Source organism: Curtobacterium caseinilyticum, from assembly GCF_030363035.1.
In the GTDB taxonomy this organism is placed as follows: Bacteria; Actinomycetota; Actinomycetes; order Actinomycetales; family Microbacteriaceae; genus Curtobacterium; species Curtobacterium caseinilyticum.
This window is the reverse complement of record NZ_JAUCMN010000005.1, coordinates 64196-90603: the sequence shown is the minus strand read 5'-3', so window position 1 is coordinate 90603 and position 26408 is coordinate 64196. Positions and strand designations below refer to the sequence as shown.

The following is a 26408-nucleotide window of genomic DNA, read 5'->3' as shown; positions in this document are numbered from 1 at the left end:
GGTCCGGGCACCGCCCACGAGTAGGGGGGGTGGTCAGACCTGGACGGTCGTCACCGGCAGCGTCGAGTCCGCGGCGAACCCGAGGTCGCTCGGCGCGTGCCCCTCTGCGACCAGGCGGGCTCCGACCGCCGCGATCATGGCGCCGTTGTCCGTGCAGAGGTCGAACGGCGGGATCCGCAGGGCGACCCCGGCGGCGGCGCAGCGTTCCTCGGCCACGGCTCGGAGCCGGGCGTTCGCGACGACCCCGCCGCCGAGCAGCAGCCGGTCGACGCCGGTGTCACGGCACGCGGCGAGCGCCTTCGTCAGGAGCACGTCCACGACGGCCTCGCGGAAGGACGCCGCGACGTCGGCGACGGGGACCTCGCGGCCCTCGTCGCGGCACTTCTCCACCCAGCGGGCCACGGCGGTCTTGAGGCCGGAGAACGAGAAGTCGTAGCGGTGCTGCGCCATGTCCTTCGGCAGCGTCAGTCCGCGGGGGAACCGGATCGCCCGGGGGTCGCCGTCCGCCGCGGCCCGGTCGATCTGCGGGCCGCCCGGGTACGGCAGGCCGAGCAGCCGCGCGACCTTGTCGAACGCCTCGCCCGCGGCGTCGTCGATCGTCTCGCCGAGCAGCTCGACGTCCCCGACCAGGTCGCGCACGAGCAGCAGCGAGGTGTGCCCGCCGGACACCAGCAGCGCCACGGTCGGGAGCTCGATCGCACTGTCGTCCGCGCGCAGGACGTCAGCGCCGACGTGGCCGACCAGGTGGTTCACGCCGTACAGGGGCTTGCCGGTCGCGACCGCGAGGGCCTTCGCCGCCCCGACCCCGACCATCAGCGCGCCGGCGAGCCCGGGGCCCGCGGTGACCGCCACGGCGTCGAGTTCGTCGAGGGTGACACCGGCCTGCTCGAGCGCTTCGTGCAGGGTCGGGGTCATCGCCTCGAGGTGCGCACGGGCGGCGACCTCGGGCACGACGCCGCCGTACCGGGCGTGCTCGTCCATGCTCGACGCGATCACGTTCGCGAGCAGGGTCGTCCCGCGCACGATGCCGACACCGGTCTCGTCGCAACTCGTCTCGATGCCGAGCACCAGGGGGTCAGTCGTGCTCACCGAGGGTCTCCTGTCCGATGGGTCCCGGGCCGGTCGGCGCGGGTGCGAGGGTCAGCCGCATCACCCACGCGTCGATGCCGTCGGGCTGGTAGTACCGGGGCCGCACCGCGATCTGCTCGAACCCGGCTTCGGTGTACATCGCCTGCGCGACGGGGTTGTCCGCACGGACCTCGAGGAACACCTCGTGCACGCCACGGCGACGGGCCTCGTCGAGGAGCTCGGTGAAGAGCACCTTCCCGATGCCCCTCCCCCGCTGGTCGCCCGCGACCGCGATGGTCTGCACGTCCGCGACGGGATTGCCCGCGAGCGAGGACAGCCCCGCGTAGCCGACGACGGTCGGCGCGCCGTCCGCCGTGGTCTCCACGACGACGTAGTACCCGTGCGGCGACCACAGCTCCCCCGCCATCTGCGACGCCGACCAGGCGTCGGTCGGGAAGGAGACGTGCTCGAGCCACATGATGTCGTCGAGGTCCTGCGGCACCGCGCGGCGCAACCGCAGGCCGGGCGGCAGCCCGGTCACCGGACGACCCGCTTCGGGGCCCCCGGTACCGTCACGTCGGGGTCGCGCAGGTAGAGCGCGGTGTCGTCGGCGAAGGGAGCGCCGGAGGCGAGCCGGTCCGCGGCGAGCGACCCGAGCCTCCCGGCCGGGACGGTCGCGACCGTCACGCGCTCCCAACTGACGGCATCCGGACGGGAGGCACGGATCGCCTCGTCCAGGTCGGCCGGCTTCGCGAGCCCCGGACCCGCGACCCGTTCACCAGTCGCGTCGTACGCGCTCCAGTAGACCTCGCGGCGGCGGGCGTCCGTCAGGACGACGACGGGGAACGTCGACCGGTCGGCCGCGATCGCGTCGTGGCTGACGAGCGGCAGGACGGGCACGCCGCGCGCAGCGGCGAAGGTCCGCGCGGCTGCGATGCCGACGCGCAGGCCGGTGAAGGGTCCGGGGCCCGTGCCGGCGACCACGCCGGTGACGTCGGCGCCGGTGATGCCGGCCTCGGCGAGGACCTCGGCGAGGAACGGGCCGACGACCTCGGCGTGCCGGCGGGAGTCGTCGGTGCTGCGTTCGGCGACCACCGTGCCGGTGGCCGGGTCGACGACGGCGACCGAGGTCCCTGCGGAGGTGTCGATCGCGAGCAGCACCCGTCCATCGTAGGCGCGTCGGCGCCCTCCTGACGGGCAGGGCGCGTCAGAGCGTGACGTCGGCCCAGCGCGTGCCGGTCGCGGTGACGACGACCCGTCGGGGCTCGTCCGGCACGTCGTCGGGGTCGAGGTCGTCGTCCGTCGCATCCGCCGCGTCCGCTCCGGTCGCCCGGACGATCTCGACGTCGAGCACGTCGTCCGAGATGCCGTCGACGAACCCGCGCCCCCACTCGACGACGACGATCGACGTGTCCCAGTCGAGGTCGAGGTCGTCGAGTTCCACGGGGTCGCTCAACCGGTAGGCGTCGACGTGCACCAGGTCCGGCCCGGCGGTCGTCGGGTGTGTCCTCGCGAGCACGAACGTCGGGCTCGACACCTGGCCACGGGCCCCGAGGGCGGCGCCGAGGCCGCGCGTGAGCGTCGTCTTCCCGGCGCCGAGCGGACCCGTCAGCACGACGAGGTCCCCGGCGCGCAGGACCGCGGCGAGCCGGGCGCCGAGCGCGCCCATCTCGTCCGTCGTCGACACGGTCGTGTCGAGCAGCACCCGGGCGTCGGTCACGGCTGTTCCCGCAGGTAGGCCCCGACCCGGCCCTCGACCTGGTGGCCGACGACCTCGCGCGGGACACGGGCGCCGATCCGGCAGGTCACCTCTTCGCCGATCGTGCCGAGCGCCTCGCCCCACTCGAGCACCGTCATCTCGCCGTGCTCCCCGGTGCCGAAGAGCACGACCGGGTCCCCGACGCGCACCTCGTCGTCTCCGACGTCCACCAGGAACTGGTCCATCGCGACGCGGCCGGCGATCGGGTAGCGCTTGCCGCCGATCGCGACCTCGATGCGGCCCTGTGCCAGGCGCGGGACGCCGTCCGCGTACCCGACCGGCACGAGCGCCAGCGTGGTCTCCGCCGAGGTGCGGTACGTGTAGTCGTACGAGACGCCCGTGTCGACCGGTACGCGCTTCGTCTTCGCCACCGAGGCGGTGAGCGTCATCACCGGCTCGAGCCCGAGGTCCGCAGCGGAGACGCCGTCGGCGCCGGGGATGCCGAACAGGTTCGCGCCCATCCGCACCATGTCCTTACGGAACTCCTTGCGTTCGAGGCCCGCGAGCGACGCGGCGACGTGCTCCAGCGGCAGGTCGAGGCCGAGGTCCTCGGCGACCTCGACGGCACGGTCGAAGACGGCCACGGCGGCGCTGTCGTCGTCGTCCGACGACTCGGCGAGGTGCGTGTACGCGGCGACGACCTCGATGCGTCCGGCGCGCTGCGCGTCGACCGCGAGGGACACGAGGTCGGGCCACGCGTCCGCGGTCGCGCCGTCGCGGTGCAGCCCGGAGTCGACGCCGAGGTGCACACGGGCCGGACGCTGGTCGACGGCGTCGATCACCCGCTGCAGCTCGGCAGCGTTCGAGACGCCGAGGTCGACCGCGGAGTCGACGGCGTCGCGGAAGTCGAGTGCGGGGTCGTGCTGCCACGTGAACAGGTGCACGTCCTCGCCGACGCCGATCGAGCGGAGGCGCAGGGCCGCCGGCACGGTCAGCACGCCGATCCAGCGCACCCCGGCGTCGACGGCGGCGAGCGCGATCGGCTCGAGGCCGTGCCCGTAGGCGTCGGCCTTCATGATCGCCATGACCTCGACGGGCTCCATCCACTCGCGCACCAGGTCGAGGTTCGAGCGGTACGCGTCGAGGTCGATCCGGGCCCGGCGCAGCGGTGCGTTCACGTGGTCCTCCGTTCCACGCTGCGGCCGACCCTGGCGACCACCTCGTAGTTGATGGTGCCGATGGCGGCGGCCCAGTCCTCGACCGCGGGGTCGCCGTCGACCGGGTCGCCCCACAGCACGGCCTCGTCGCCGACCCGGACGTCCGCGTCGCCGATGTCGACGTGCATCGCGTTCATGGCGACCCGTCCGACGACGGGGAACAACCGGTCGCCGATGCGCACCGACACGGCGTTGCCCAGGGCTCGGTCGAAGCCGTCCGCGTAGCCGAGGCCGAGCACCGCGAGCCGCGTGTCCGTCTCCGCACGCCAGGTGTAGCCGTAGCTGACGCCCTCGCCCGCGGCGACCGGGACGGTCCGGAGCACGGCGGCGGTCACCCGCATCGCCGGGCGCAGCCCGAGGTCGGCCGAGGTGCGGTCCGTGAACGGGCTGAGGCCGTACAGCGCCAGACCGACCCGTGCGGCGTCGTGCCGGGTCTCCGGTACCGCGATGCTCGCCGCGCTCGCGGCCAGGTGCACGATCTCCGGCACGATCCCGTTCGCGGCGAGGCCGTCGAGCGCGCGCTGGAGTGCGGCGTCCTGGTCGAGGTCGTCCGCCCGCGATGCGTTCGACAGGTGCGACATGAGCCCCTCGACCCGGGTGCGGCCGCCGGAGCGTGCGATCCGTCCGGCGGTCGCGAAGAGCTCGGCCCACTCGGACTCGACCGCGCCGTTGCGGCTCAGGCCGGTGTCCACGCAGACGTGCACCTCGGGCACCTCGGAGTCCGCCGCGGCCGCGAGCTGGGACACGCTCGACACCGCGGGGGTGATGCCGTGCTGTGCGGCACGGCGGAAGTCCTCGTCGGGGGCGTGCAGCCACGCCAGGATCCGGACGCCCTCGTCGATGCCGGCCTGACGGAGCGCGATGCCCTCGTCCACGTCGGCGACCCCGAGCCACTCGGCCCCCGCGTCGACGAACGCCCGCGCGGCGTCGACGGCGCCGTGCCCGTACGCGTTCGCCTTGACGACCGCGATGACCCCGGCGGGCGAGACCCGCTCGGACACCGTGGCGTAGTTGGCGATCAGTGCCTCGCGGTCCACGGTGATCCCCGTGAAGGCGGTCATGCGGCTCCTCCTTCGATGACGACGAACGCCGTCGCGATCCCGCCGTCGTGCGACAGGGACAGGTGGACGTTCGTCACCCCGCGGTCCGCCGCCACCCGACGGGCACCCTCGTGCAGGGTGAGCGACGGGTTCCGCTGGTCGTCCGCGACGACCTCGAGCTCCTGCCAGCTCAGCCCGGCGCTCGACCCGAAGGCCTTGATGAGCGCCTCCTTCGCGGCGAACCGGGCGGCGAGCGACGACACCGGCCGGGGTTCGCCGTCCCGGAGCTGCTCGGCGGGGGTGAAGAGTCGCGTCCGGAGGGCCGGGGTGCGCTCGAGCACACCCCGGAACCGCTCCGTGTCGACGACGTCGACCCCGATCCCGATGATCACCTGGGCGACCTACTCGACGGTGACCGACTTCGCGAGGTTGCGCGGCTGGTCGACGTCGAGGCCCTTGGCCGCGGCGAGCTCCATGCCGAACATGTGCAGTGGCGCGACGGCGAGCAGCGGCTCGAACAGCGGGGTCGCGAGCGGGATGCGCAGGACCTCGTCCGCGAAGGGCAGCACGGCTGCGTCGCCCTCCTCCGCGATCGCGATGACGCGGGCACCGCGGGCACGGATCTCCTGGATGTTCGAGACCACCTTCGGGTGCAGCGAGCGCGGGTCGCGCGGCGACGGCACGATGACGAAGACGATCTGCCCCGGCTCGATCAGCGCGATCGGGCCGTGCTTGAGCTCGCCGGCGGCGAAGCCCTCGGCGTGGATGTACGCGAGCTCCTTGAGCTTGAGCGCACCCTCGAGCGCGATCGGGTAGCCGACGTGGCGCCCGAGGAACAGGACGCTGCGGGTGTCCGCCATCCACTTCGCCAGCTCGGCGATGCCGGAGGCGTCCTCGATGGTCTGCTGCAGCTTCGGCGCGAGCCCCTCGAGCTCGGCCACCTGCTCGGCGATCTGCTCGGTCGTGAGCGTGCCCTTGAGCGTCGCGAGGTGCAGCCCGAGCAGGTACAGCGCGACGCCCTGCGCGATGAACGCCTTGGTGGACGCGACGGCGACCTCCGGGCCGGCGTGCGTGTAGATCACGGCGTCGGACTCGCGCGGGATCGTGGCACCCTGCGTGTTGCAGATCGAGAGCACCTGGGCGCCCTGCTCGCGGGCGTACTTGACCGCCATGAGCGTGTCCATGGTCTCGCCCGACTGGCTGATCGACACGACGAGCGTGCGGTCGTCGAGCACCGGGTCGCGGTAGCGGAACTCGTGCGCGAGCTCGACCTCGACGGGCACACGGGCCCACTGCTCGATCGCGTACTTGCCGAGGATGCCGGCGTACGCGGCGGTGCCGCAGGCGATGACGATGACGCGGTCGACCTGCTGCAGCCGGTCGGCGATCGGGTCGAGGTCGGTCAGGGTGACCGCGCCGTCGTGCACGCGGCCGAGGATCGTCTTCGCGACGGCCTCGGGCTCCTCGCTGATCTCCTTCGCCATGAAGGAGCTCCAACCGCCCTTGTCGGCCGCGGAGGCGTCCCAGTTCACCTCGAACTCGCTCGGCTCGGCCGGGGTGCCGTCGAAGTGGATGACCTCGACGCCGTCGGGGCGGATCGTGGCGATCTCGTCCTGCCCGATGGCGAGGGCACGCTGCGTGTACGCGACGAACGCGGCCACGTCGGAGCCCATGAAGTTCTCGCCGTCGCCGAGACCGACCACGAGCGGCGAGTTGCGCCGAGCACCGACGACGACGCCGGGCTGGTCGGCGTGCACGACGAGGAGCGTGAACGCGCCCTCGAGCCGCTGCACGGCCTGCTGCATCGCGCTGGTCAGGTCACCGGTCTCGCGGAAGGACCGTGCGACGAGGTGCGCCGCGACCTCGGAGTCGGTCTCGCTGCGGAACTCGACGCCCTCGGCGAGGAGCTCCTGCTTCAGCTCGGAGAAGTTCTCGATGATGCCGTTGTGGATGAGCGCGAGCTTGCCGCCGTCCGCCAGGTGCGGGTGCGCGTTGCCGTCCGTCGGGCCGCCGTGCGTCGCCCACCGGGTGTGCCCGATGCCGGTGCTGCCGTCCGCGATCGGGTTCGCCTCGAGTTCGTCCACGAGGGCCTGGAGCTTGCCCGCCTTCTTCGCGGAGACGAGGTCACCCGGGCGGTCGACGACGGCGATGCCCGCCGAGTCGTAGCCGCGGTACTCGAGCCGACGGAGACCTCCGAGGAGCACGTCCTGGCTGCTGTTGCTGCCGACGTAGCCGACGATTCCACACATGGGACCGATCCTACGGTCTGCCCGTGCAGCGACCCTGCACGGTGACCGGATCGGTACGGAACACCGCAACTGCGGCGCCCGTCGCCGTCAGGTCGGTCTCGACCCGGTGGACTAGCGTCCGGCACATGGGACGCTTCGACGACATCGCGATCACGACGCTGCACGGCGAGCAGACGACGTTCGGGCAGTACGCGGACAAGGCGGTGCTCGTCGTGAACGTCGCCTCGCGCTGCGGGCTCGCGCCGCAGTACGAGCAGCTCGAGGCGTTGCAGCGGGAGTACGGCCCCCGCGGCTTCACCGTCCTCGGCTTCCCGAGCAACCAGTTCCTGCAGGAGCTCGGCTCCTCCGAGGCGATCGACGAGTACTGCTCCACCACGTGGGGCGTCACCTTCCCGATGTCCGAGAAGGTGAAGGTGAACGGCAAGGGCGCACACCCGCTCTACCAGGCGCTCAAGGAGACCCCCGACGCGTCCGGCAAGGCCGGCCGGGTGAGCTGGAACTTCGAGAAGTTCCTCGTGGCGCCCGACGGCACGGTCACGCGCTTCCGCCCCACCACGAAGCCGGACGCCCCCGAGGTCGTCGCCGCCATCGAGGCGGCCCTGCCCGCCTGACCCCGCCCCTGCCGGCCCGGACCCGGCTGCCGCAGCCCGGCCTGCGCGAGCCGCGCCGTCGTGACGGACGGGAGGCACGGTGCACGTGAGCCGGTCGGCTCACCGGCACCTCCCCATCGGGCACGGCCGGCCCGCCGCTGGCGCGTCGGTCCGGAACCGGCCGATGTGGGCCCTGCCTCCCGTCTGTACGCTCGTGCCCATGCCGATCACGGAGACCCCCGTCGCGCACCCGACCCCGTTCGTGGAGATCCCGCGCGACGAGTGGTCCCAGCTCGCGCCGAAGGAGCACCTGTCGCTCACCGAGACCGAGGTCGTGCAGCTGCGCGGCCTCGGCGACCGGCTCGACATGCAGGAGGTGCAGGAGGTCTACCTGCCCCTGTCGCGGCTGCTGACGCTCTACGCCGCCGGCGCCCGGGACCTGCACGCCGAGACCAGCCGCTTCCTCGGCGAGCGTGCCGGACGCACCCCGTTCGTGATCGGTGTCGCCGGCTCCGTCGCCGTCGGGAAGTCCACCGTCGCACGACTCCTGCGTGAGCTGACGAAGCGCTGGCCGGACACCCCGCGCGTGGAGCTCGTGACGACCGACGGCTTCCTGTACCCGAACGCCGAGCTCGAACGGCGCGGGATCATGGACCGCAAGGGGTTCCCGGAGTCGTACGACCGGCGGGCGTTGCTGCGGTTCGTCAGCCAGGTGAAGAGCGGCGCGACCGAGGTCCGTGCGCCGTTCTACTCGCACCTGGTCTACGACATCGTGCCGGACGCCGAGATCGTCGTGCGGCAGCCGGACGTCCTCATCGTCGAGGGGCTCAACGTGCTGGCACCGCCGGTGCACGGACGGCTCGCGCTCTCGGACCTGTTCGACTTCACGATCTACGTCGACGCGAAGACCAAGGACATCGAGTCCTGGTACGTCGACCGGTTCCTCGCCCTGCAGGAGGAGGCGTTCGCGAGCCCGGACTCGTTCTTCCACCGGTTCGCCTCGCTCTCGCGTGAGGACGCGGTGCGCACCGCGACCGAGGTCTGGCGAGCGATCAACGAGCCGAACCTGCTCGAGAACGTGCTCCCGACGCGCTCCCGGGCGACCCTCGTGCTCAAGAAGGGCGCGAACCACAAGGTGAACTCGGTGCTGCTCCGCAAGATCTGACGCGGGGTCGCGGCGCGCGGCGGTCGGCCCGCGCAGGGTGGCCCGCGAAACGCAACGAGGGCGGTTGCTCGCATCGGTACTCAGCTGCGAGCGACCGCCCTCGTTGCGTCTTGCGGAAGCGGGCCGGGACGCGGCCTACGCGGCCCGGTCGATCGTCAGCCGGTCGCGCACGACGTCGGCGAGCTCGTCGGCGACGCGCTGGGCGTCCTCCTGCGAGGCGGCCTCCACCATCACGCGGACGACCGGCTCGGTGCCCGACGGACGCAACAGCACCCGGCCGGTGTCGCCGAGCGCTTCGGCGGCCGCGGCCACGGCGTCCTGGACACCCTGGTCGTGGAGCCCGTGGCGGTCGACGCCCTTCACGTTGAGCAGCACCTGCGGGAACACCGTCATGCACGACGCGAGCTCCTGCAGGGTCTTCCCCGTGCGGGCCATCTCCGCGACGAGGTGCAGCCCGGTCAGGACCCCGTCGCCCGTGGTCGCGTAGTCGTTGAAGATGATGTGGCCGGACTGCTCGCCGCCGAGCGAGTAGCCACCCTCGTTCATCTTCTCGAGCACGTAGCGGTCGCCCACGCCGGTCTCGAGCACCGTGATGCCCGCGTCCGCCATGGCCCGCTTGAGCCCGAGGTTCGACATGACCGTCGCGACGAGGGTGTCGTCGGCGAGCTGCCCGCGTTCCTGCAGCGAGAGCGCGAGGATCGCCATGATCTGGTCACCGTCGATCGCGTTGCCGGCGGCGTCCACCGCCAGGCAGCGGTCGGCGTCGCCGTCGTGCGCGATGCCGACGTCGGCGCCGTGCTCGAGGACGGCACGGGCGAGGTTGTCGATGTGCGTCGAGCCCACGCCGTCGTTGATGTTCATGCCGTCCGGGTCGGCACCGATCAACGTCACACGAGCGCCCGCGTTGACGAACACCTCGGGCGAGACGCCCGCGGCAGCACCGTTCGCGCAGTCGAGCACGACGTGCAGGCCGTCGAGCCGGTGCGGCAGTGTGCCGAGCAGGTGCACGACGTAGCGGTCCTCGGCATCGGCGAAACGTGTGATCCTGCCGACGTCACCGCCGGTCGGGGTCGGTGCGGACTGGTCGTGCATGGCCGCCTCGATGCGGTCCTCGACCTCGTCCGGGAGCTTGCGGCCGCCCGTGGCGAAGAACTTGATCCCGTTGTCGGGTGCGGGGTTGTGCGACGCGGAGATCATCACGCCGAAGTCGGCGTCGACGTCCGCGACGAGGAACGCCGCAGCGGGGGTGGGGATGACCCCGGCGTCGAGCACGTCGACGCCGGCGGAGGCGAGCCCGGCCGCGACCGCGGCACCCAGGAACTCACCGGAGACGCGCGGGTCGCGCGCCAGGACCGCGCGGGGGCGCGGTCGACCGGACGCCCGGCGGGCGTCCGCGTGGTGTCCGTGCGTGAGCACGGCCGCGCTGGCCTGGGCGAGACCCAGTGCCAGCGCGGCCGTCAGCTCGCCGTTGGCGAGTCCACGAACACCGTCGGTACCGAACAGACGCGGCATTGCGATCGGGTTCGTCGCGCGACTAGCGCTTCGAGAACTGCGACGCCTTGCGGGCCTTCTTGAGACCGGCCTTCTTGCGCTCGATGACGCGGGCGTCACGGGTGAGGAAGCCGGCCTTCTTGAGGGTGGCGCGGTTGTTCTCGCGGTCGATCTCGTTCAGCGCGCGAGCGATGGCGAGACGGAGCGCACCGGCCTGACCCGAGGGGCCACCACCGGTGATGCGGGCGACGACGTCGTAGGCGCCGAGGAGCTCGAGCACCTTGAACGGGTCGTTGATGAGCTGCTGGTGCAGCTTGTTCGGGAAGTAGTCCTCGAGCGTGCGGCCGTTCACCGTGAAGGTGCCGCCACCGGGGACGAGGCGGACGCGCGCGATGGCCTCCTTGCGGCGCCCGACGGCACCGCCCGAGACGTTGAGGATCTGGCGGGGCGCGGCCTCCGAGGACGCCGGGGCGCTCTCGGTGGTGAAGCTCTCCGGGGTCTGGTCGAGGGAGTCAGCGATCTGAGCCATGAGTTTTATCAGTCCTTGAAGTCGTCGTGGCCGGAACTACTGTGCGACCTGGTCGAAGGTGTACGCCTTGGGCTGCTGCGCGGCGTGCGGGTGCTCGGGGCCGGCGTAGACCTTGAGCTTGCTGAGCTGCTCACGACCGAGGGTGTTCTTCGGCAGCATGCCGCGGATCGCCTTCTCGACGGCGCGGGTCGGGTGCTTCTCGAGCATCTCCGGGTAGGAGGTCGCCGTGAGGCCGCCCGGGTAGCCCGAGTGCCGGTAGTAGACCTTCTTCGCGAGCTTGGAGCCGGTGAGGGCGACCTTGTCCGCGTTGATGATGATGACGTAGTCACCCATGTCCATGTGCTGGGCGAAGGTGGCCTTGTGCTTGCCGCGCAGGAGCGCAGCGGCGTGGGTGGCGAGACGGCCGAGGACGACGTCGGTCGCGTCGATGACGATCCAGTCGTGCTGGACGTCTGCCGGCTTCGGGGAGAACGTACGAGTCACAGGTGTGCTGCTTTCGTGTCGAGGTGAGGAGTCCGTGAATCCCGCTCCGGTGGGTGTTCCACGCGCGATGCCCGTGGAACTGCCCGGTGGAGGGCTCATCTGACTGTCCGGCGCACGAGGCGCACAGACCAAGGTGAGAGCCTACCCGACGCGGCTCGCCTTGTCGAACGCCCGTTGCTGACGGACGGGAGGCACGGTGCGGGGCCGCCACGCGCCTCCCGTCCGTCCGGTGGTCACCACTGCGGGGAACGCGACACCGCACCCGTCGATCGACGGGTGCGGTGTCGCGTTCGACGTGCGACCAGGTGCGTCAGGCGGTGCGGGCCGCCCGACGACGACGGGTCACGATCAATCCGGTGCCGGCCGCGAGCAGGAGCAGTGCGGCGGCGAGGCCACCGGTGAGCTCGGCGCCGGTGAACGCCAGCTCGCCCGTCGCCGGGTCGATCCGGATGTCGGTCCAGCCGACGAGCGCCCCGTCGGCAGCGGTGACGGCGAGGCGGTGCGCTCCGGTCGTCGTGCCGATCGGGATGGTCACGCGGACGGTGCCGTCGGCGGCGACCACCTCGGTGCCGAGGAGCACCGCGTCGGAGTACAGCCACACCGCGATCCGCTGCCCGGCGAGCGCCGAGCCGACGCCGACCGTGATGGTCTCGCCCGCACGGGCCGAGGCCGGCGCGGTGACGCTGCCGCGGTTCGCCTCGGTCAGCGAGGACTCGGCGGGCGCGACGGGCGGCTGACCGACACCTGCGCCGGGCGCCGGCGTGGTGCCGGTGCTGGGGGCCGGCGTGGTGCCGGAGCCCGGAACGGGGGTCTCGCCGTCACCCGGAGCGGGGGTCTCGCCGTCACCCGGGGTCGGGGTTCCGTCGGCAGCCAGGTCGAAGCCGACCAGGATCGGGTCGTGGTCGCTCGCGCGGTACACGTCGTCGCGGTACAGGTCGGTCACGTTGACGTTGTAGCGGCTGTACTCGAGGCCGACCGACTCGGTCGAGTTGATGTTCCAGATGTCCACGCCCGTGACGGCGGCGAGTGCGGCCGGGGACGCGAGCACGTGGTCGAGCGAGCCGCTCAGGCCGCTGAAGACGTACGAGTACTCCGTGGAGTCCTCCGCCGGCGCGAGATCGGTGTAGCCGGCGTCGCGCAGGACGACCATCGGGTCCTCCTCGCTGTAGGCGTTGAAGTCGCCGATCAGGAACACGCGGTCGGTGCCGTACTGCTGCTGCATCGACGTCGAGAACGTCGCGAGCGCCTTCGCCTGACGGACGCGGTCGGCGTTCGAAGCCCCCTGCCCGTCGCCCTGGTCGGCGTTCTCGCCGGTGCCCGACCCCTTCGACTTGAAGTGGTTCGCGATCACGAGGAAGTCGTCGGCGGCCGTCCCGCCGACCGGACGGAAGGCATCCGCGACGGGCTGCCGCTGGAAGACGTCGGAGTCCGTCAGGATCGTGGACTCGCCGGTGGGGGCGACCCGGTCCTTCTTGTAGATGAGCGCGAGGCGGATGACGTCCTCGTTCGCGGCCAGCTTCGCGGGGGACTTCGCGTAGGCCCAGGTGTCCTGCCCGGTGGCCCGGTTGAGCGCCGCCACGAGGGTGGCCACGGCCGCGTCGCGGTCCTGGCCGAACGCAGCGGAGTTCTCGATCTCCTCGAGCGAGACGACGTCGGCGCCGAGGGCGTTGATCGCCTTGACGATCTTCACCTGCTGCCGCTCGAGGTCGTCGGCGTTCGCCGCACCGCGGGCGTCGCAGCCGTCGTTCACGGTGAGCGGGTTGCCCGCGCGGTCCACGTAGTACTTGCAGCCGGTGAGCTGGTCGCCCGTGGTCGGGAAGTAGTTCAGCAAGTTGAACCCGGCGAGCTTGAGGTCGCCGCCGACGTCCTCCGGCACCGCGGTGCGGACGTTCGAGAACGACGCGGGCAGGTCCGCCGCCGGGGTCGCGCCGGTGATCGGCGTGGTCGGCTGGAACTTCCACGCGTCGTTGCGGTAGTCGAGGACGACCGGCTTCGAGAACGTCGTCGCCGCGCCGACCGTGACCGGCCCGGCGTTGGTGAGCCACGACACCGGGATCTCGCGCGCAGCCTGGCTCTGGTCGTCGCGCGGCAGGAAGTTCGTGCTCGCGCCGTCGTCGAGGACGACCTTGCGCGCGGCGTTGTCGGCGACGACCGCGGCGTACTCGGCGCTGCCCGGGCGGGCGACCTCGGTCGGCTGGATCAGGCGCTTCGTCCCCGCGGCGAGCGCGATCTCGCCGTACTGGTTCGTCGTGTAGTTGTCGGCGACCGTGTAGTCGCCCTGCGGCGCGATGAGCATGCTCTCGAGCGACTCGCGCTGCGCGTCCGTGCGCGGCAGGGTCAGCGTCGCCGGGACCGGCTGCACGACGCCCGCGGCGGGGAGCTTCTCGACGTCGGAGGTCGAGGCGACCTCGAGCTCGGTGAGGCCCTTGTACTCGGCGACCGTGCCCGTGAGGCGCACGGCGTCACCGATGGCCACGCTGCCCGCGGTCGCGGCGGAGAACACGAACACGGCGTCCGACGCGGTGTGCGTGGCGAGGTCGACCGCACCGCCGGTGCCGGCGGTCTGGATCGTGTAGCCGTTCAGGCCGCCGGTGGCGTAGACCGCGGTCACGACGCCGTCGGTGACGACCCGCTTGCCGACGTACGGCGAGGCGGTGCCGGTGCCCTGCAGCTGCGCGATGGTCACGGCCTCGGCGGGACCGGCCGGCGTGCCGGGGTCGGTGGGCTCGGGGTCGGTGGTGCCGCCGCCGGTCTGCCCGGCGGCGTTCTCCGGCGTGACCGAGGTGGTGACGCGGAAGTCCGCCGCGTTCGAGTCGGTGTCGACCACGCCCGTGCGGGTCAGCGCGTCCGGGACGCTGTTGGCCGACCCCGCGGTGGCGACGGCGGTCTCGAAGGTGTTCGACGTGCCGTAGCCGAGCAGGTCCACGACCCCCGGCGTCCCGGTCGCGACGGCACCGGCGGGCAGCGTGAGCGCGCTCGCCTGGTCCGAGAGCACGAGCGTGCCGGTCGTCCCCGAGGGGTTCAGGCCGGTGACGGCGTCCGGGGTGGGCAGCGCTGTCCCGTTCTTGCCGTTCGACCCCATCTGCACGAGGAACGATCCCTTCGCGGGGACCGTCCCCGACAGGGCCCCCGTCGAGAACGCGCCGGTGCCGGTCGCCGACCGGTACTGGAGCGACCAGCCCGCGAGCGGTACGGGCGCGTCCGTCGGGTTCTCGAGCTCGACGAACTTGTTCGTGAAGGGCTGGTTCGCGCTGCCGCCCTTGAGGTACGCCTCGCTGATGACGAGGCCGTCACCCGCGGGGGCCGCGAGGGCGGTGGAGACGGAGACGAGTGGTGCGGCGACGAGCGTCGCGGCCACGGTGGCGCACAGCACAGTGCGCCCGAGGAGCTTCGGCATGCTGACCTTCTGGTCGGGGAAGGGGACTGCAGCACGCTAGCCAGCTGTCGGGTCGCTCAGGTTTCCGGCAGGTGAACGATCCGGTCCACCCCAGATGAGGGGCCGCTCAACCGGCGACCGGCACCCACTCGCTCCCGACCCGGTGCACCGCGGGCCCGTGCCCCGGCAGCACGACCTCGGGGTACGGCAGCGCCCGGGCGGACTCGACGGCGGTCTCCTGGTCGGCGGTGAAGAACGGCGTGATCATCCGCGGCCGGGGCTGCCACGCCCGCGGCTGGGTGTCGTGGTGCGTGACGACGGCGTCGCCGGTCACGATCGCCCCGGCGGCCGGCAGCAGGTACGCCGTCGACCCGGCGGTGTGCCCGACGGCCGGGAACGGCGTCATCGCCCGCCCCGCGAAGTCGTGCAGCGTGAACGCCCGGGCCGTCGGCACCGTGACGGGCCGGAGAGCGTCGGAGCGGATCGCCCGGGCCAGCCACCGGAGGGTGCGCGGCGCCGCGAGCCTGCCCCCGATCTCGGCGGGGGTGACCTGCTGCCGTCCGGGCCCGCGGACGTTGTCGAGCTCGTCGGCGTGCGCCAGCACCTGCACGTGCGGGTGGCGCTCGAGGACCCCGGGGATCCCGCCGACGTGGTCGACGTGCCCGTGAGTGACGTAGATCCTGCGCAGGTCCCCCAGGTCGTGCCCGGCCCACCGCACGGTGTCGAGCACGAGGTCGCTGTCGGCCGGGTAGCCCGCGTCGATCAGCGCGACGCCGTCCTCCTCGGCGAGCACGACCCAGTTCGACACGGGCCCCTCGACGAACACCACCCCGGGGGCGACGGAGACGACGGAACGGGGCCTGCGGGAGCTCATCCCCCGACGGTACCGGCGTCCGGCTCGTCGTCCGTCCGGCGCGCACGGGTCTGCGTGGCGCGGGCCGCGAGCTCGTCGTCCGCCGGGTAGCCGACCTCGGTCAGGGTGAGCCCGACCGCCGGCGCGACCCTGAAGGCGCTGGTCCGCTGCTCGGCGACCCGCAGTTCCTCGAGGCGGTCGGGGCCGAAGCGGCCCTCCCCCACGGCGATGGTCGCCCCGACCATGGCCCGCACCATCGAGTGGCAGAACGCGTCGGCCTGGAGGCGCGCCACCAGCACGCCGTCCGGCTCGCGGTCCCAGCGGAACTCCTGCAGCGTCCGGATGGTGGTCGCGCCCTCGCGCGGCTTGCAGAACGTCGCGAAGTCGTGCAGCCCGAGCAACGTCAGCGCACCGCGCTCCATCGCCGCCGGGTCCAGACGCGCCGGGTGCCAGAGGGTGTGCCCGCGACGACGCGGATCGCGTGGGGCGTCGGCGTCCGCGACCCGGTACTCGTAGCGCCGCCAGAGCGGGGAGAACCGGGCGTCGAACCCGTCCGGCGCGACCGAGGCCCGCGTGACGACGACGTCCCCCGTCGGTGCCGCGATGCCGTTCACGCGCTTCACCAGTCCGTCGAGCGACGTGCGCGGCGGCCCGTCCGGCGAGGACCGCCGCGGTCGGGTCAGGGCGCCCCACTGCTCGGCGGTCAGGTCGAGGTGGGCGACCTGACCGGTGGCGTGCACCCCCGCGTCCGTGCGTCCCGCGACCGTGAGCAGCGGCGGCTCGCCCCAGCGCGTGAACACGGTCGCGAGGGCCGTCTCCAGCGCTCCCTGCACGGTCCGCAGCCCGGGTTGCCGCGCCCAGCCGGAGAACGCCGCACCGTCGTACGCGATGTCGAGACGCAGGCGCACCGCACCCGCGTCCGCGCCGGAGCCCGCGCCGAGCACACCCGATCCGGCCGTCGCCGCACCACCCGATCGGTCCGTCGCACCCGATCCGTCCGTCGCACCCGATCGGTCCGTCGCACCCGATCCGTCCGTCGCGCCCGTCCCGTCCACGGGAGCGAGCGTACCGGGGGTGGCCCGTGCCTCCCGGCCGATCCAGCGTCCCGCACCGCGCCACCGACCCGCGCCACCCACCCGTGTCAGCGCGTGTCAGCGCCGCGTCAGTGGCGCGTGAGCGCCCGGCGGCACCATCGGTCCCGACATCGACGAAAGGACATCCCGATGACCACCACACCCCTCGCGGTCGAGGCCACCGGCCTCGTGAAGACCTTCGGGTCGAACCGCGCCGTGGACGGCGTCGACCTCCGGGTCGAGGCCGGGACCGTCTACGGCGTGCTCGGCCCGAACGGTGCCGGCAAGACCACCACCATCTCGATGCTCGCGACCCTGCTCCGACCGGACGGCGGCGAGGCCCGCGTCTTCGGGCACGACGTCCGCCGCGAGCCCCAGACCGTCCGCTCCCTGATCGGCGTGACCGGGCAGTACGCGAGCGTCGACGAGACGCTCAGCGCGACCGAGAACCTCGTCATCTTCGCGCGGCTGCTCGGGCTGTCCCGCGGTGACGCCAAGCGCAAGGCACGCGAGCTGCTCGAGCGCTTCGGGCTGACCGAGGCGGTATCGCGCCCCCTCAAGGCGTTCTCCGGCGGCATGCGGCGCCGACTCGACCTGGCGGCGAGCCTCATCGCACAGCCGCCGCTGATCTTCCTCGACGAGCCGACCACGGGGCTCGACCCGCGGACCCGTGCGCAGATGTGGGACACGATCCGCGAGCTCGTCGCGACCGGCTCCACGGTCGTGCTCACGACGCAGTACCTGGACGAGGCCGACCAGCTCGCCGACCGCATCGCCGTGATCGACCACGGCCGGGTGGTCGCCGAGGGCACCGCAGACGACCTCAAGTCATCGGTCGGCACGGCCTCGCTGCAGCTCCGTCTGGCGGACACCGACCCGGTCGCGCTGTCCACGGCCGCGTCGCTCGTGGCACGCGTGCTCGGCACCCCCGCGGTCGTGAGCCCGGAGGGTGCACGCCTGACCGCTCCGATGACCGCGCCCGACCGCGTGACCGACCTGCTCGTGTCGTTCCGCGACGCGGGCGTCTCCCTCGCCGAGATGAGCGTGCAGAAGCCGACGCTCGACGAGGTCTTCTTGCACATCACCGGCGAAGCGGAGGCCGCTGACGCGTCCGCCGCCGCCGACCTCGAAGGGAGCCTCGCATGACCGCCACGACCACCGCCCCGACACCCACCACGTCGGCACCCCGCGTGACCCCTCGCCCCGGCGTCGGCGGCACCGGCCTCGCCGCGACCGTCCGCCAGTCGTTCACGATGGCCTACCGCGGGCTCGTCAAGATCCGCCGCACACCCGAGCAACTGTTCGACGTGACGCTCATGCCGATCGTCTTCACGGTGATGTTCACCTACATCTTCGGCGGCGCGATCGCCGGGGACGTCGGCAGCTACCTCCCCGTGATCATCCCGGGCATCCTCGTGCAGACGGCGATCACGTCCTCGATCGTCACCGGTGTCCAGCTCCGCGAGGACATGGACAAGGGCGTGTTCGACCGCTTCCGCTCACTGCCCATCGCCCGGATCGCCCCGCTCGCCGGTGCCCTGCTCGCCGACACCGTCCGCTACGCCATCGCGACGACGATCACGTTCGTGGTCGGGATCACCATGGGCCTGCGCCCCGCGGGCGGTCTCGGCGCGGTGCTGCTGGCGGCCGTCCTGGTGATCGTCGTGGCCTGGGCGATCAGCTGGATCTTCGCCTACTTCGGCGTCATCGCCCGGACCGCGTCGAGCGTCTCCGGCATCGCGAACCTGGTGCTCTTCCCGCTGACCTTCCTGTCGAACGCGTTCGTCCCGACGGCCACGCTGCCGTCCTGGTTGCGCTGGTTCACCGAGGTCAACCCGGTCTCCCACCTCATCACCGCCGTCCGCGACCTCGTGAACCACGGCACCGTCGGCGGTGACCTGTGGCTCAGCCTGTTCGGCGCCGCCGTGGTCGTCGCGGTGTTCGCACCGCTCACCGTCCGCGCGTACATGCGGAAGGCCTGACCGTCACGCGCAGGCGGGCGGCCGCTCACGCGCAGGCGGGCACCGGCTCGCGCGCAGGCGGGCAGCGGGTCGGGCTCAGGCGGGCAGTCGCTCGTCCTCGAGCAGGGCCCGCACCCGTGCGGCGGCCTCGGTCCGGTCCCAGCCGGCCGAGGCCGCCTCGGCGTCGGCGAGCCCGGCCTCACCGACGACCTCGGCCAGCAACGGTCGCAGCCGGGCGTGGGAGAGGACGGCGAAGTCCTGGCGTGACCCGATCCGCGTGACGGCGCCCCAGCAGGCCGCCGCCGTCGCCGGGCGGCCGGCGCGGGCGTAGGCGACCGCCAGCCCGGCGAGGGCCGTCCCGATCACCGGCATGTCCCGGCGGGCGTCGCGCACGCGCAGCTGGACGATCGTGCCGGTCCGGACCCGGCGTGCGACCGCCTCCTCGGCGGCCGGGAGGCGCGTGGCGGCCCCGCCGGACCGCGCCGCCACCGCCTCGTCCACCGCCGCGATGCGTGCCGCGCCCGCCATCAGCGCCCAGTGCGCGGCGCTCCCGCGGCCGGGCTGCACGACGTCCCACGCCTCGGTGTACCCGGCTGTGGACGTCGCGAGGTCACCCTCGTACCGGGCGCACTCCGCCGTGATCGCGACCGCGAGCACGGCGATCAGGCCCCGGTCGTCGAAGCCGCCGCGGCCGCCGGTCGGCCGGTGCCGCAGGTCCGCCGCGATCGAGCGGGCGCGCTCGACGTCGCCGATCGCCGCCGAAGCGAGCCCCACCGTCCACCCGATCTCGTACAGGTCGTCCTCGGCGCCGAACAGCTCGAGGTGCTCGCGGGCGGTGACGGCCGCGGCGAGCGACTCCCGGTACCGCCCGGACTGCGCGAGCAGCTGGGTCAGGGTGGTCGCGCCGGAGCCCGTGGTCCAGGCGTCGCCGGTGCCCAGCGACAGTTCCTGGGCGCGCCGGGCGAAGCGGAGCGCCTCGGCGGGCTCCCCGGCGTTCTCGGCGAGCGGTGCACTGAGCATGTGGGCGAGGCACGACACCCCGGGGTGCGGGTCGTCCCGCATCCGTGCGAGCGTCGCGAGGCCGTGCCGGGGCCGACCGACGGTGAGCAGCAGCTCGGCGAGCGCGTCGACCACGGGGTGGTCGGCCCGACCCGTCCGGAGCACGTGCCGGAGGCCGGAGACCGCCCTCGCGGTCGTCCGCAGGTCGGTGAACGCCGACGTGGCGCCGCAGAGCACGAGTCCAACGACCGCGGCCGTGCGGTCCGCCGGCTGCGGCGTGCGGGAGCGCAGTGCCCTGACGACGTCGGGAGCGACGGCGACGACCTCCCGGTGCAGCCCCCGCAGGGTCCAGTACCCGCCGAGCGCGGCGAACACCTGCGTGACCGTCGGCACGTCGTCCGCCCGGAGCGCCCAGCGCAGCAGTGCGACGAGGTTGTCAGCCTCGCGTCGCACCTCGGTGAACGCGACGAGCTGGTCCGGGCCGCCCAACGAGAACACGTTCCGCGTCGACGACAGCGTCCGCCCCCACCCGGTCATCGCCGCACGGACCGTCCCGGTGCTGCCTCGCTCGGCCAGCCGCGCCGCCCCGAACTCGCGGACGGTCTCGAGCAGCCGGTACCGCACCGGTTCGCCCTCGACCTCGACGAGCTGCACGAGCGACTGCTCCACCAGCTCGGCGAGGTCGTCGAGCGCGTCCGGACGTCGGTCCGGCTCCGCCACGGCCTCGACCGCGTCGACCGCGACGCCGTCCGGGAAGAGCGCGAGCCGGGTGAGCAGGTCCTGCGCGCCGGGATCGAGGAGCCGCCAGCTCCACTCGATCACCGCGAGCAGCGTCCGGTGCCGCTCGGGAGCACTCCGGTCGCCGCCCCGCAGCAGGGCGAACCGGTCGTCGAGCCGCCGTTCGACCTCGTCCACGGACATGCCGCGGATGCGGGCGGCCGCGAGCTCGATGGCCAGCGGGCTGCCGTCGAGGCGGGTGCAGATGCGCCGTACGGCGTCGACCGGCAGCACGGCGCCGGGTCGGGCGGCACGGGCGCGCTCGGTGAACAGCCGGACGGCGGCGCCGTCCGCCTCGACCGGCAGCGGCCCGAGCGGTGCGACGACCTCGCCCGCGATCGCGAGGGGTGCCCGTGACGTCGTCAGGACCCGCAGGCCCGGGACGGCGGCGAGCAGGTCGGCGGTGCACCGGGCGACGGCGTGCACCAGGTGCTCGCAGTTGTCGAGGACGAGCACGGTCGGCCCGTCGTCGAGCGCCCGGACCACCCTGCCCCAGAGGTCCGTGACGACGGCGTCCTGCAGCATCCGCGCCGAGCGCACCTCGGCGATCCCCAGCAGCGCGCCGAGGGCCGGCAGCAGGTCGTCGCCGTCGCCGATCGGCGCGAGCTCGCAGACGACGACGCCCGTGGTCGGGGGCAGCCCCGCCGCCACGGCCTGGGCGAGCCGGGTCTTGCCGAGGCCACCGGGGCCGAGCACGGTGACCAGGCGGTGCTCCCCGAGCAGTCCGGACACCGCGGCGACGTCGTCCTGGCGCCCGACGAGCTCGTTCGGGGCGACGCGGAGGCCGATCCGACGGACCGGGTCCTCGGCGGCGACCGCACGGCGGAGCAACTCGGCGTTCAGCCGTACGAGTCCGACGGACGGGTCCGCACCGAGTCCCTCGGCCAGGCGCTCACGGTGCGCCGCGAACACCGCGAGCGCCTCGGCCGTGCGGCCGTCGGCGTCGAGGGCGCGCATCGCCCCGGCAGCCGCGGTGTCGTCGTACGGCGCCGCGTCGACCTCGGCGGTCCAGATCGTCGCGGCCGCGGCGGCGTCCCCGTCGTCCAGGAGCAGCCCCGCCAGCCGTCGGCGCAGGGCGTGCTCGGCGACTGCGGCACGCTCGGCCAGGGCGGTGCCGAGCTCCCCGTCGACGTCGGCGCCCGGGGCACCGCGCCACCGGCCGAGGGCGTCGTGCAGGGACGCCTGATCGGGACCCGACACGGCACGCTCGGCGGCCACCAGGTCGATGCCGGTCGGGTCGCCACCGAGTGCGTACCCGGTGCTCGTCGACACGACCAGGCCGTCCGCGGTCGTCCGGCGCAGGCGCGACACCAGCGTCTGCAGAGCGGCCCGGGCGCCCTTCGGTCGTTCGTCGCCCCAGAGCTCGTCGATGAGCGCGTCGGTGCCGAGCGCGTGCCCGTGGGCCAGCACGAGTGCGGTCAGGAACGAGCGTGCGAGCGCGCCGGTGACCGGGAGCGCAGCGCCGTCCGGTCCCTCGACCGTCACCGGTCCGAGGACGGCGACACGGGACGCGACGGGCACGGTCGGAGTCTACGGACGACCGATGCGGGATCGTGACGCTCGGGCCGGTGGGGCGGCCGCCGGTGTCCGTAGCCTGAGCGCATGCACATGATCACCAGGGCCGTCGTGTCCGCGGGCATCGTCCTGGGGACCGTGGTCTCCGTCGCCGCGTGCGCCGCGGACGGACCGACCGCGACCGGCACGGACGCCGGCACCGGGACGTCCGCGAGCACGGACAGGAGCACCCCCACGAGCACACCGACGCGGTCCGGTGCGGGCACGGTCGACTTCGGCCCTGCCCCGGACGTCTCCGGGGCGCCCGCGTGCTCCTCGCTGCTGCCCGAGGACCTCGCGGCGGCGGTCGTCCCCGGCGCGCGCCCGGTGGACCTGCTGGGCGAGGCCGCGCACGTCGCGGGGACCGAGGCGTTCCTGGTCGCCGTCGGCGGCGCCTCCTGCACCGCGTCCGACGGGGTCGCGCCCCTCGACGACCAGGTGCCGGGGCGCCGGGGCGACCCGGTGTTCGAGGGCGTCCAGCTGACCGTGCTGCCGGCCGGCCTCGACGCGCTCGCCGAGCACCGGGAGTTCGACGCCGTCTCGGCACTCGAGGGGTGTTCGGCCAGCGACTCGGCGCGCGTGTACTGCGCCACCGACGCGCGTGCGGGCAGCGCCTGGGTGACCCTCTCCGCCACGCGACTGCAGGACGACGCCGACGCGGTCCCCGAACGGGTGCAGCCGGCGTTCGACGCCCTGCTCGCAGCGGTCGTCGACCGGGTCTCCGCGTCGTCGCTCGGCACGGCGGACGACGACCGCGCCGATCCCGACGGCTCGATCACGCGCTGCGACGCCGACAACGTGAACGCCGTCGCCGACACCACGCTCGCCGTCGGCCCGTTCCCGAACAGCAGCACGGCCCCCGAGCCGACGGACTTCGCGCGGAACCGGGTGGGCGCGGAGTCCTGCGTCTTCGTCAGCGACGACCAGGAGACCGGTCACGTCCGCACCGGCGCGATCTACACCCACCTGCCCGAGGGCGGGTGGGTCGCCGAGCAGCGCATCGCTGCGGGTGCGATCGACCGTTCCGGCCGCATCGACCTCGACGGGCTCGGCGCGGGCGACGGGGCGTGGCGGACCTGCGACGAGCGGGCCTGCTCCGTCGACGTGGTCCGCGACGGCGACTGGACGCACTGGGTGCTCTTCACCGAGGACGCAGCGGACACCGCGACGGCGATCGGGTCGTGGGTGGAGCGCTCGTCCCGCGTCTGACCCCTCAGCGTCGCTTCCCGGACGGCCCCGTCTCGGTGTCCACGTCCGAGGTCGCACGCCGCTCGGACTCGAGCACGCCGCGGAGTGCCACGATCGCGCTCGACGTCACGGTGACGGCGGACGGGTTCGACCGGCTGGCGTCCAGCGCGGACTCGAGGTCCGCGATCGCCCGGTCGCCCTCGTCCTCCGCGCACTCGCCGCGCACCACGCACGCGACACGGCGCAGCGCCGCCGCGAAGGGGCCGGCGAACGCGGGGTCGGGTCGGCCGATGTTGTCGGCGACGGGTCCGGACCGTGCGACGAGCTCGGTGAGGTCCGTCGTGTACCACGCGACCCGCTCGAGGGCTCGGAACCGAGCACCGTCGGTCTGCAGCCGGGCACGCGACCCGCGCAGCACGCTCCGCGGGTTCATCCGGCGGGCCTCCTGCGCCGTCGACACGCGGTCGCGCACGTCCGCGATCGCCTTGTCGAGCCGCTCCTGCTGCCGGTCCCAGGCGCCGGTGTCCGGCTCCCCCTGGTCGAGCACGTCAGCGAGGTCGTCGAGCTGCTGCGCGAGCACCCCGTTCACCTGGTCGATCCGGCGCTCGGCGTCCCAGAAGTGCAGCGGCGGGAACACCGCGAAGTTCACGGCGAGACCGATCCCGATCCCGATCGCCATCTGGACGACGTACGCGAACGAGTAGCCCTCGGCGTTGCCACCGCCGACGAGCAGCACGAAGAGCGCCGCCATCGGGACCCACGAGTACCCCTCGCCGAGGATGCGGAACCCGCTGACGAGCACGCCGAGGCCGACGGCCAGGGCCACCGCGATCACGCCGGGGTCACCGATCACCATGGTCAGCCAGGCGATGAGGATGCCGAGCGTGATGCCCACGAGCGTCTGGACCCCGGCGCGGATGCCGGCGAACACCGTGGTGCGCATCGCGACGATCGCCCCGAGCGGCGCGTAGTACGGGTACTCGGCGGCGACACCGGGCGCGTACTTCGCGAGGGTCCACGCGATCGTCGCGGCCAGGGCCGCCTTGCCGGCCAGCAGCAGGCGTGGCTGCGTCCCGGAGTCGCGGCTCCACCGCCAGATCCGGCGCCCGACGCCGGTGATCCGTTCTGCCCTCGCCATGTCGCGATCACCGTACGGCAGTGACGCTGGGAACGGACGCGGCCACCGTCGGACGGGAGGCGCGTGTCGGCCCCGACCCGTGCCTCCCGTCCGACGCCCCCCCCCAGCGCACGGCGCGACGCGCAGGAACGACGGAACCCCCGCGACGTTCGTCGCGGGGGTTCCGTGTGGTGGTGCTGGACCTACTTGGCGTCGTCCGCCTTGGCAGCGGCGTCGGCCTCGACCTCGGCAGCAGCCGGGGTCTCGGTCTCGGCCTCGACGGGCGCGGACGCCTCGGTGGCCTCGGTCTCCTCGACCGGGGTCTCCTCGGCGACCGGCGCGGCGGCGGCCGGGGCGGCGTTGCGCTTGACCGGGGCGGGCGTGCCCGAGACCGGCTCGAGGACGAGCTCGATCGACGCGAGCGGCGCGTTGTCACCCTTGCGGAAGCCGAGCTTCGTGATGCGGGTGTAGCCGCCCTGACGGTCCTCGACCTGCGGGGCGATCTCCGTGAACAGCGTGTGCACGACCGACTTGTCGCGCAGCTGGGCGATCACGCGACGGCGCGCGTGCAGGTCGCCACGCTTCGCGAACGTGATGAGACGCTCGGCGACGGGACGCAGGCGCTTGGCCTTCGTCTCGGTGGTCGTGATGCGACCGTGCGTGAAGAGGGCGTTGGCGAGGTTGCTCAGGAGCAGGCGCTCGTGGGCGGGGCCGCCACCGAGGCGGGGGCCCTTGGTGGGCTTCGGCATGTCAGTTCTCCAGTGGTGATGGTGGTGCGCACCGACTCAACGGTGCGCGTGCGCGTGAGCGCGAGGTCAGTTGTTGGACTCGTCCTCGTCGTACCCGCTGTAGAAGTGGGCGCCGTCGAATCCGGGGACGGTGTCCTTGAGGGACAGGCCGAGCTCGGTGAGCTTGTCCTTGACCTCGTCCACCGACTTCTGACCGAAGTTGCGGATGTTCATGAGCTGCGTCTCCGACAGGGCGACGAGCTCGGACACCGTGTTGATGCCCTCCCGCTTGAGGCAGTTGTAGCTGCGCACCGACAGGTCGAGGTCCTCGATCGGGGTCTGCAGCTCGTTCGAGAGCACCGCGTCGACCGGCGCGGGGCCGATCTCGATGCCCTCGGCCGCCGTGTTCAGCTCGCGGGCGAGACCGAACAGCTCGACCAGCGTGCGACCGGCCGACGCGATGGCGTCGCGCGGCGTGATCGCCGGCTTCGACTCGACGTCGACGACCAGGCGGTCGAAGTCCGTGCGCTCACCGGCACGCGTCGCCTCGACGCGGTAGGTGACCTTCAGGACCGGCGAGTAGATCGAGTCGATCGGGATCTGCCCGGCCTCGCTGAACTCCGAACGGTTCTGCGTCGCCGAGACGTAGCCACGGCCACGCTCGATCGTGAGCTCGAGCTCGAAGCGCGCGGTGTCGTTCAGGGTCGCGATGACGAGGTCCGGGTTGTGGATCTCGACGCCAGCCGGGGCGGAGATGTCCGCCGCGGTGACCTGACCGGCACCCTGCTTGCGCAGGTACGCGGTGATCGGCTCGTCGTGCTCGCTGGAGACGACGAGGCTCTTGATGTTGAGGATGATCTCGGTGACGTCTTCCTTGACACCGGGGACGGTGCTGAACTCGTGGAGGACACCGTCGATGCGGATGCTGGTGACAGCCGCGCCGGGGATCGAGGAGAGGAGCGTGCGGCGCAGCGAGTTGCCGAGGGTGTAACCGAAGCCCGGCTCGAGCGGCTCGATGACGAAGCGCGAGCGGTACTCGGAGATCGACTCTTCGGTCAGGGTGGGGCGCTGTGCAATGAGCACTGTGGGATTCCTTTCGGCGGAGTGTCCGCTATATGACACTCGGCGGTACGACGGGGCCGACCGGGCCCCGACGGGTCTGTTGAGTTGTGATCACGCGCAGCGACGGGCCGTGGTGGCCCGCCGTGCGCGATCGAACGACCAGGAATGGCCGGCCCCGCTCGCCCCGGT

The 26408-nt window shown here is 73.1% G+C and carries 23 protein-coding genes; 5 read left to right on the top strand and 18 right to left on the bottom strand.

Translation table 11 applies throughout. The annotated features are described in order from the left end of the window. Positions 1-33: 33 nt before the first annotated feature. From tsaD to glmS, 8 genes are read right to left on the bottom strand one after another with little or no spacing between them, the layout of a single operon-like run. Positions 34-1089, bottom strand: a complete 1056-nt coding sequence (tsaD, locus tag QUG93_RS08800; RefSeq protein ID WP_289473531.1) for a tRNA (adenosine(37)-N6)-threonylcarbamoyltransferase complex transferase subunit TsaD — start codon at positions 1087-1089, stop codon at positions 34-36. Beyond that, positions 1076-1609 carry a ribosomal protein S18-alanine N-acetyltransferase gene (gene rimI, locus QUG93_RS08795; RefSeq protein ID WP_289473530.1) on the bottom strand — a complete coding sequence of 178 codons (534 nt, stop codon included), beginning with the start codon at positions 1607-1609 and terminating at the stop codon, positions 1076-1078. Before rimI ends, tsaD begins: the two co-directional genes overlap by 14 nt. Next, positions 1606-2229 (bottom strand): tRNA (adenosine(37)-N6)-threonylcarbamoyltransferase complex dimerization subunit type 1 TsaB, encoded by a 624-nt coding sequence (gene tsaB, locus QUG93_RS08790; RefSeq protein ID WP_289473529.1) that lies wholly within the window; start codon positions 2227-2229, stop codon positions 1606-1608. The genes rimI and tsaB overlap by 4 nt, the downstream gene beginning before the upstream one ends. Positions 2230-2275: 46 nt before the next feature. Further along, positions 2276-2788 carry a tRNA (adenosine(37)-N6)-threonylcarbamoyltransferase complex ATPase subunit type 1 TsaE gene (tsaE, locus tag QUG93_RS08785; protein ID WP_289473528.1) on the bottom strand — a complete coding sequence of 171 codons (513 nt, stop codon included), beginning with the start codon at positions 2786-2788 and terminating at the stop codon, positions 2276-2278. Continuing rightward, positions 2785-3945, bottom strand: coding sequence for an alanine racemase (gene alr / locus QUG93_RS08780; RefSeq protein ID WP_289473527.1), 1161 nt, complete (start codon positions 3943-3945; stop codon positions 2785-2787). Before alr (QUG93_RS08780) ends, tsaE begins: the two co-directional genes overlap by 4 nt. After that, positions 3942-5045 (bottom strand): alanine racemase, encoded by a 1104-nt coding sequence (gene alr / locus QUG93_RS08775; protein WP_289473526.1) that lies wholly within the window; start codon positions 5043-5045, stop codon positions 3942-3944. The genes alr (QUG93_RS08780) and alr (QUG93_RS08775) overlap by 4 nt, the downstream gene beginning before the upstream one ends. Then, positions 5042-5416 carry a holo-ACP synthase gene (locus QUG93_RS08770; RefSeq protein WP_289473525.1) on the bottom strand — a complete coding sequence of 125 codons (375 nt, stop codon included), beginning with the start codon at positions 5414-5416 and terminating at the stop codon, positions 5042-5044. The genes alr (QUG93_RS08775) and QUG93_RS08770 overlap by 4 nt, the downstream gene beginning before the upstream one ends. 9 nt (positions 5417-5425) lie before the next feature. Continuing rightward, positions 5426-7273 carry a glutamine--fructose-6-phosphate transaminase (isomerizing) gene (gene glmS / locus QUG93_RS08765; protein ID WP_289473524.1) on the bottom strand — a complete coding sequence of 616 codons (1848 nt, stop codon included), beginning with the start codon at positions 7271-7273 and terminating at the stop codon, positions 5426-5428. Positions 7274-7398: 125 nt separating this feature from the next. Here glmS and QUG93_RS08760 point away from each other — a divergent pair, with 125 nt between their 5' ends. Together QUG93_RS08760 and coaA are read left to right on the top strand one after the other, a co-directional pair. After that, on the top strand, positions 7399-7884 hold the full coding sequence (locus QUG93_RS08760) for a glutathione peroxidase (protein ID WP_289473523.1): 486 nt from the start codon (positions 7399-7401) through the stop codon (positions 7882-7884). A 199-nt stretch (positions 7885-8083) separates the two neighbouring features. Then, entirely contained in the window at positions 8084-9028 is a 945-nt protein-coding gene (gene coaA, locus QUG93_RS08755) for a type I pantothenate kinase (RefSeq protein WP_289473522.1), read from the top strand. Positions 9029-9163: 135 nt separating this feature from the next. On the opposite strand, the gene glmM is transcribed toward coaA, so the two are convergent. The 6 genes from glmM to truA all read right to left on the bottom strand — a co-directional run bounded on the left by glmM (position 9164) and on the right by truA (position 16668). Further along, entirely contained in the window at positions 9164-10540 is a 1377-nt protein-coding gene (glmM, locus tag QUG93_RS08750) for a phosphoglucosamine mutase (protein WP_289473521.1), read from the bottom strand. Between the two features lie 22 nt (positions 10541-10562). Beyond that, the gene (gene rpsI / locus QUG93_RS08745; protein WP_289473520.1) at positions 10563-11048 is read right to left on the bottom strand and encodes a 30S ribosomal protein S9; all 486 of its coding nucleotides are present in this window, start codon (positions 11046-11048) and stop codon (positions 10563-10565) included. 36 nt (positions 11049-11084) lie between these two features. After that, complete coding sequence (gene rplM, locus QUG93_RS08740) at positions 11085-11531, bottom strand: 50S ribosomal protein L13 (protein ID WP_289473519.1); 447 nt, start codon at positions 11529-11531, stop codon at positions 11085-11087. 310 nt (positions 11532-11841) lie between these two features. Further along, positions 11842-14928: an ExeM/NucH family extracellular endonuclease gene (locus QUG93_RS08735; RefSeq protein WP_289473518.1), complete on the bottom strand. Its 3087-nt coding sequence runs from the start codon at positions 14926-14928 to the stop codon at positions 11842-11844. Positions 14929-15034: 106 nt separating this feature from the next. Next, positions 15035-15781, bottom strand: coding sequence for an MBL fold metallo-hydrolase (locus tag QUG93_RS08730; RefSeq protein WP_289473517.1), 747 nt, complete (start codon positions 15779-15781; stop codon positions 15035-15037). Next, on the bottom strand, positions 15778-16668 hold the full coding sequence (truA, locus tag QUG93_RS08725) for a tRNA pseudouridine(38-40) synthase TruA (protein ID WP_289473670.1): 891 nt from the start codon (positions 16666-16668) through the stop codon (positions 15778-15780). The genes QUG93_RS08730 and truA overlap by 4 nt, the downstream gene beginning before the upstream one ends. 315 nt (positions 16669-16983) lie before the next feature. Between truA and QUG93_RS08720 the strand changes: the two genes are divergently transcribed. Both QUG93_RS08720 and QUG93_RS08715 read left to right on the top strand, forming a co-directional pair. After that, complete coding sequence (locus QUG93_RS08720) at positions 16984-17979, top strand: ATP-binding cassette domain-containing protein (RefSeq protein WP_289473516.1); 996 nt, start codon at positions 16984-16986, stop codon at positions 17977-17979. Further along, positions 17976-18815, top strand: a complete 840-nt coding sequence (locus tag QUG93_RS08715; RefSeq protein WP_289473515.1) for an ABC transporter permease — start codon at positions 17976-17978, stop codon at positions 18813-18815. The genes QUG93_RS08720 and QUG93_RS08715 overlap by 4 nt, the downstream gene beginning before the upstream one ends. Before the next feature lie 75 nt (positions 18816-18890). Here QUG93_RS08715 and QUG93_RS08710 read toward each other — a convergent pair whose 3' ends face one another. Continuing rightward, positions 18891-22091 (bottom strand): AfsR/SARP family transcriptional regulator, encoded by a 3201-nt coding sequence (locus QUG93_RS08710; RefSeq protein WP_289473514.1) that lies wholly within the window; start codon positions 22089-22091, stop codon positions 18891-18893. Positions 22092-22172: 81 nt separating this feature from the next. Here QUG93_RS08710 and QUG93_RS08705 point away from each other — a divergent pair, with 81 nt between their 5' ends. Beyond that, positions 22173-23333, top strand: a complete 1161-nt coding sequence (locus QUG93_RS08705) for a hypothetical protein (RefSeq protein WP_289473513.1) — start codon at positions 22173-22175, stop codon at positions 23331-23333. Between the two features lie 4 nt (positions 23334-23337). On the opposite strand, the gene QUG93_RS08700 is transcribed toward QUG93_RS08705, so the two are convergent. From QUG93_RS08700 to QUG93_RS08690, 3 genes are all read right to left on the bottom strand, one after another. Next, positions 23338-24450 carry an FUSC family protein gene (locus QUG93_RS08700; RefSeq protein WP_289473512.1) on the bottom strand — a complete coding sequence of 371 codons (1113 nt, stop codon included), beginning with the start codon at positions 24448-24450 and terminating at the stop codon, positions 23338-23340. 182 nt (positions 24451-24632) lie between these two features. Further along, entirely contained in the window at positions 24633-25178 is a 546-nt protein-coding gene (rplQ, locus tag QUG93_RS08695; protein WP_289473511.1) for a 50S ribosomal protein L17, read from the bottom strand. A gap of 66 nt (positions 25179-25244) precedes the next feature. Continuing rightward, positions 25245-26240 carry a DNA-directed RNA polymerase subunit alpha gene (locus QUG93_RS08690; protein WP_069712814.1) on the bottom strand — a complete coding sequence of 332 codons (996 nt, stop codon included), beginning with the start codon at positions 26238-26240 and terminating at the stop codon, positions 25245-25247. Positions 26241-26408 lie beyond the last annotated feature (168 nt).

Coding starts and splice junctions, on each gene's coding strand:
- rplQ (WP_289473511.1), bottom strand. CDS start 25,178: ATGCCGAAGCCCACCAAGGGCCCCCGCCTCGGTGGCGGCCCCGCCCAC.
- QUG93_RS08735 (WP_289473518.1), bottom strand. CDS start 14,928: ATGCCGAAGCTCCTCGGGCGCACTGTGCTGTGCGCCACCGTGGCCGCG.
- alr (WP_289473526.1), bottom strand. CDS start 5,045: ATGACCGCCTTCACGGGGATCACCGTGGACCGCGAGGCACTGATCGCC.
- coaA (WP_289473522.1), top strand. CDS start 8,084: ATGCCGATCACGGAGACCCCCGTCGCGCACCCGACCCCGTTCGTGGAG.
- QUG93_RS08720 (WP_289473516.1), top strand. CDS start 16,984: ATGACCACCACACCCCTCGCGGTCGAGGCCACCGGCCTCGTGAAGACC.
- glmM (WP_289473521.1), bottom strand. CDS start 10,540: ATGCCGCGTCTGTTCGGTACCGACGGTGTTCGTGGACTCGCCAACGGC.
- QUG93_RS08715 (WP_289473515.1), top strand. CDS start 17,976: ATGACCGCCACGACCACCGCCCCGACACCCACCACGTCGGCACCCCGC.
- QUG93_RS08730 (WP_289473517.1), bottom strand. CDS start 15,781: ATGAGCTCCCGCAGGCCCCGTTCCGTCGTCTCCGTCGCCCCCGGGGTG.
- QUG93_RS08760 (WP_289473523.1), top strand. CDS start 7,399: ATGGGACGCTTCGACGACATCGCGATCACGACGCTGCACGGCGAGCAG.
- rpsI (WP_289473520.1), bottom strand. CDS start 11,048: ATGGCTCAGATCGCTGACTCCCTCGACCAGACCCCGGAGAGCTTCACC.
- QUG93_RS08700 (WP_289473512.1), bottom strand. CDS start 24,450: ATGGCGAGGGCAGAACGGATCACCGGCGTCGGGCGCCGGATCTGGCGG.
- glmS (WP_289473524.1), bottom strand. CDS start 7,273: ATGTGTGGAATCGTCGGCTACGTCGGCAGCAACAGCAGCCAGGACGTG.
- QUG93_RS08705 (WP_289473513.1), top strand. CDS start 22,173: ATGCACATGATCACCAGGGCCGTCGTGTCCGCGGGCATCGTCCTGGGG.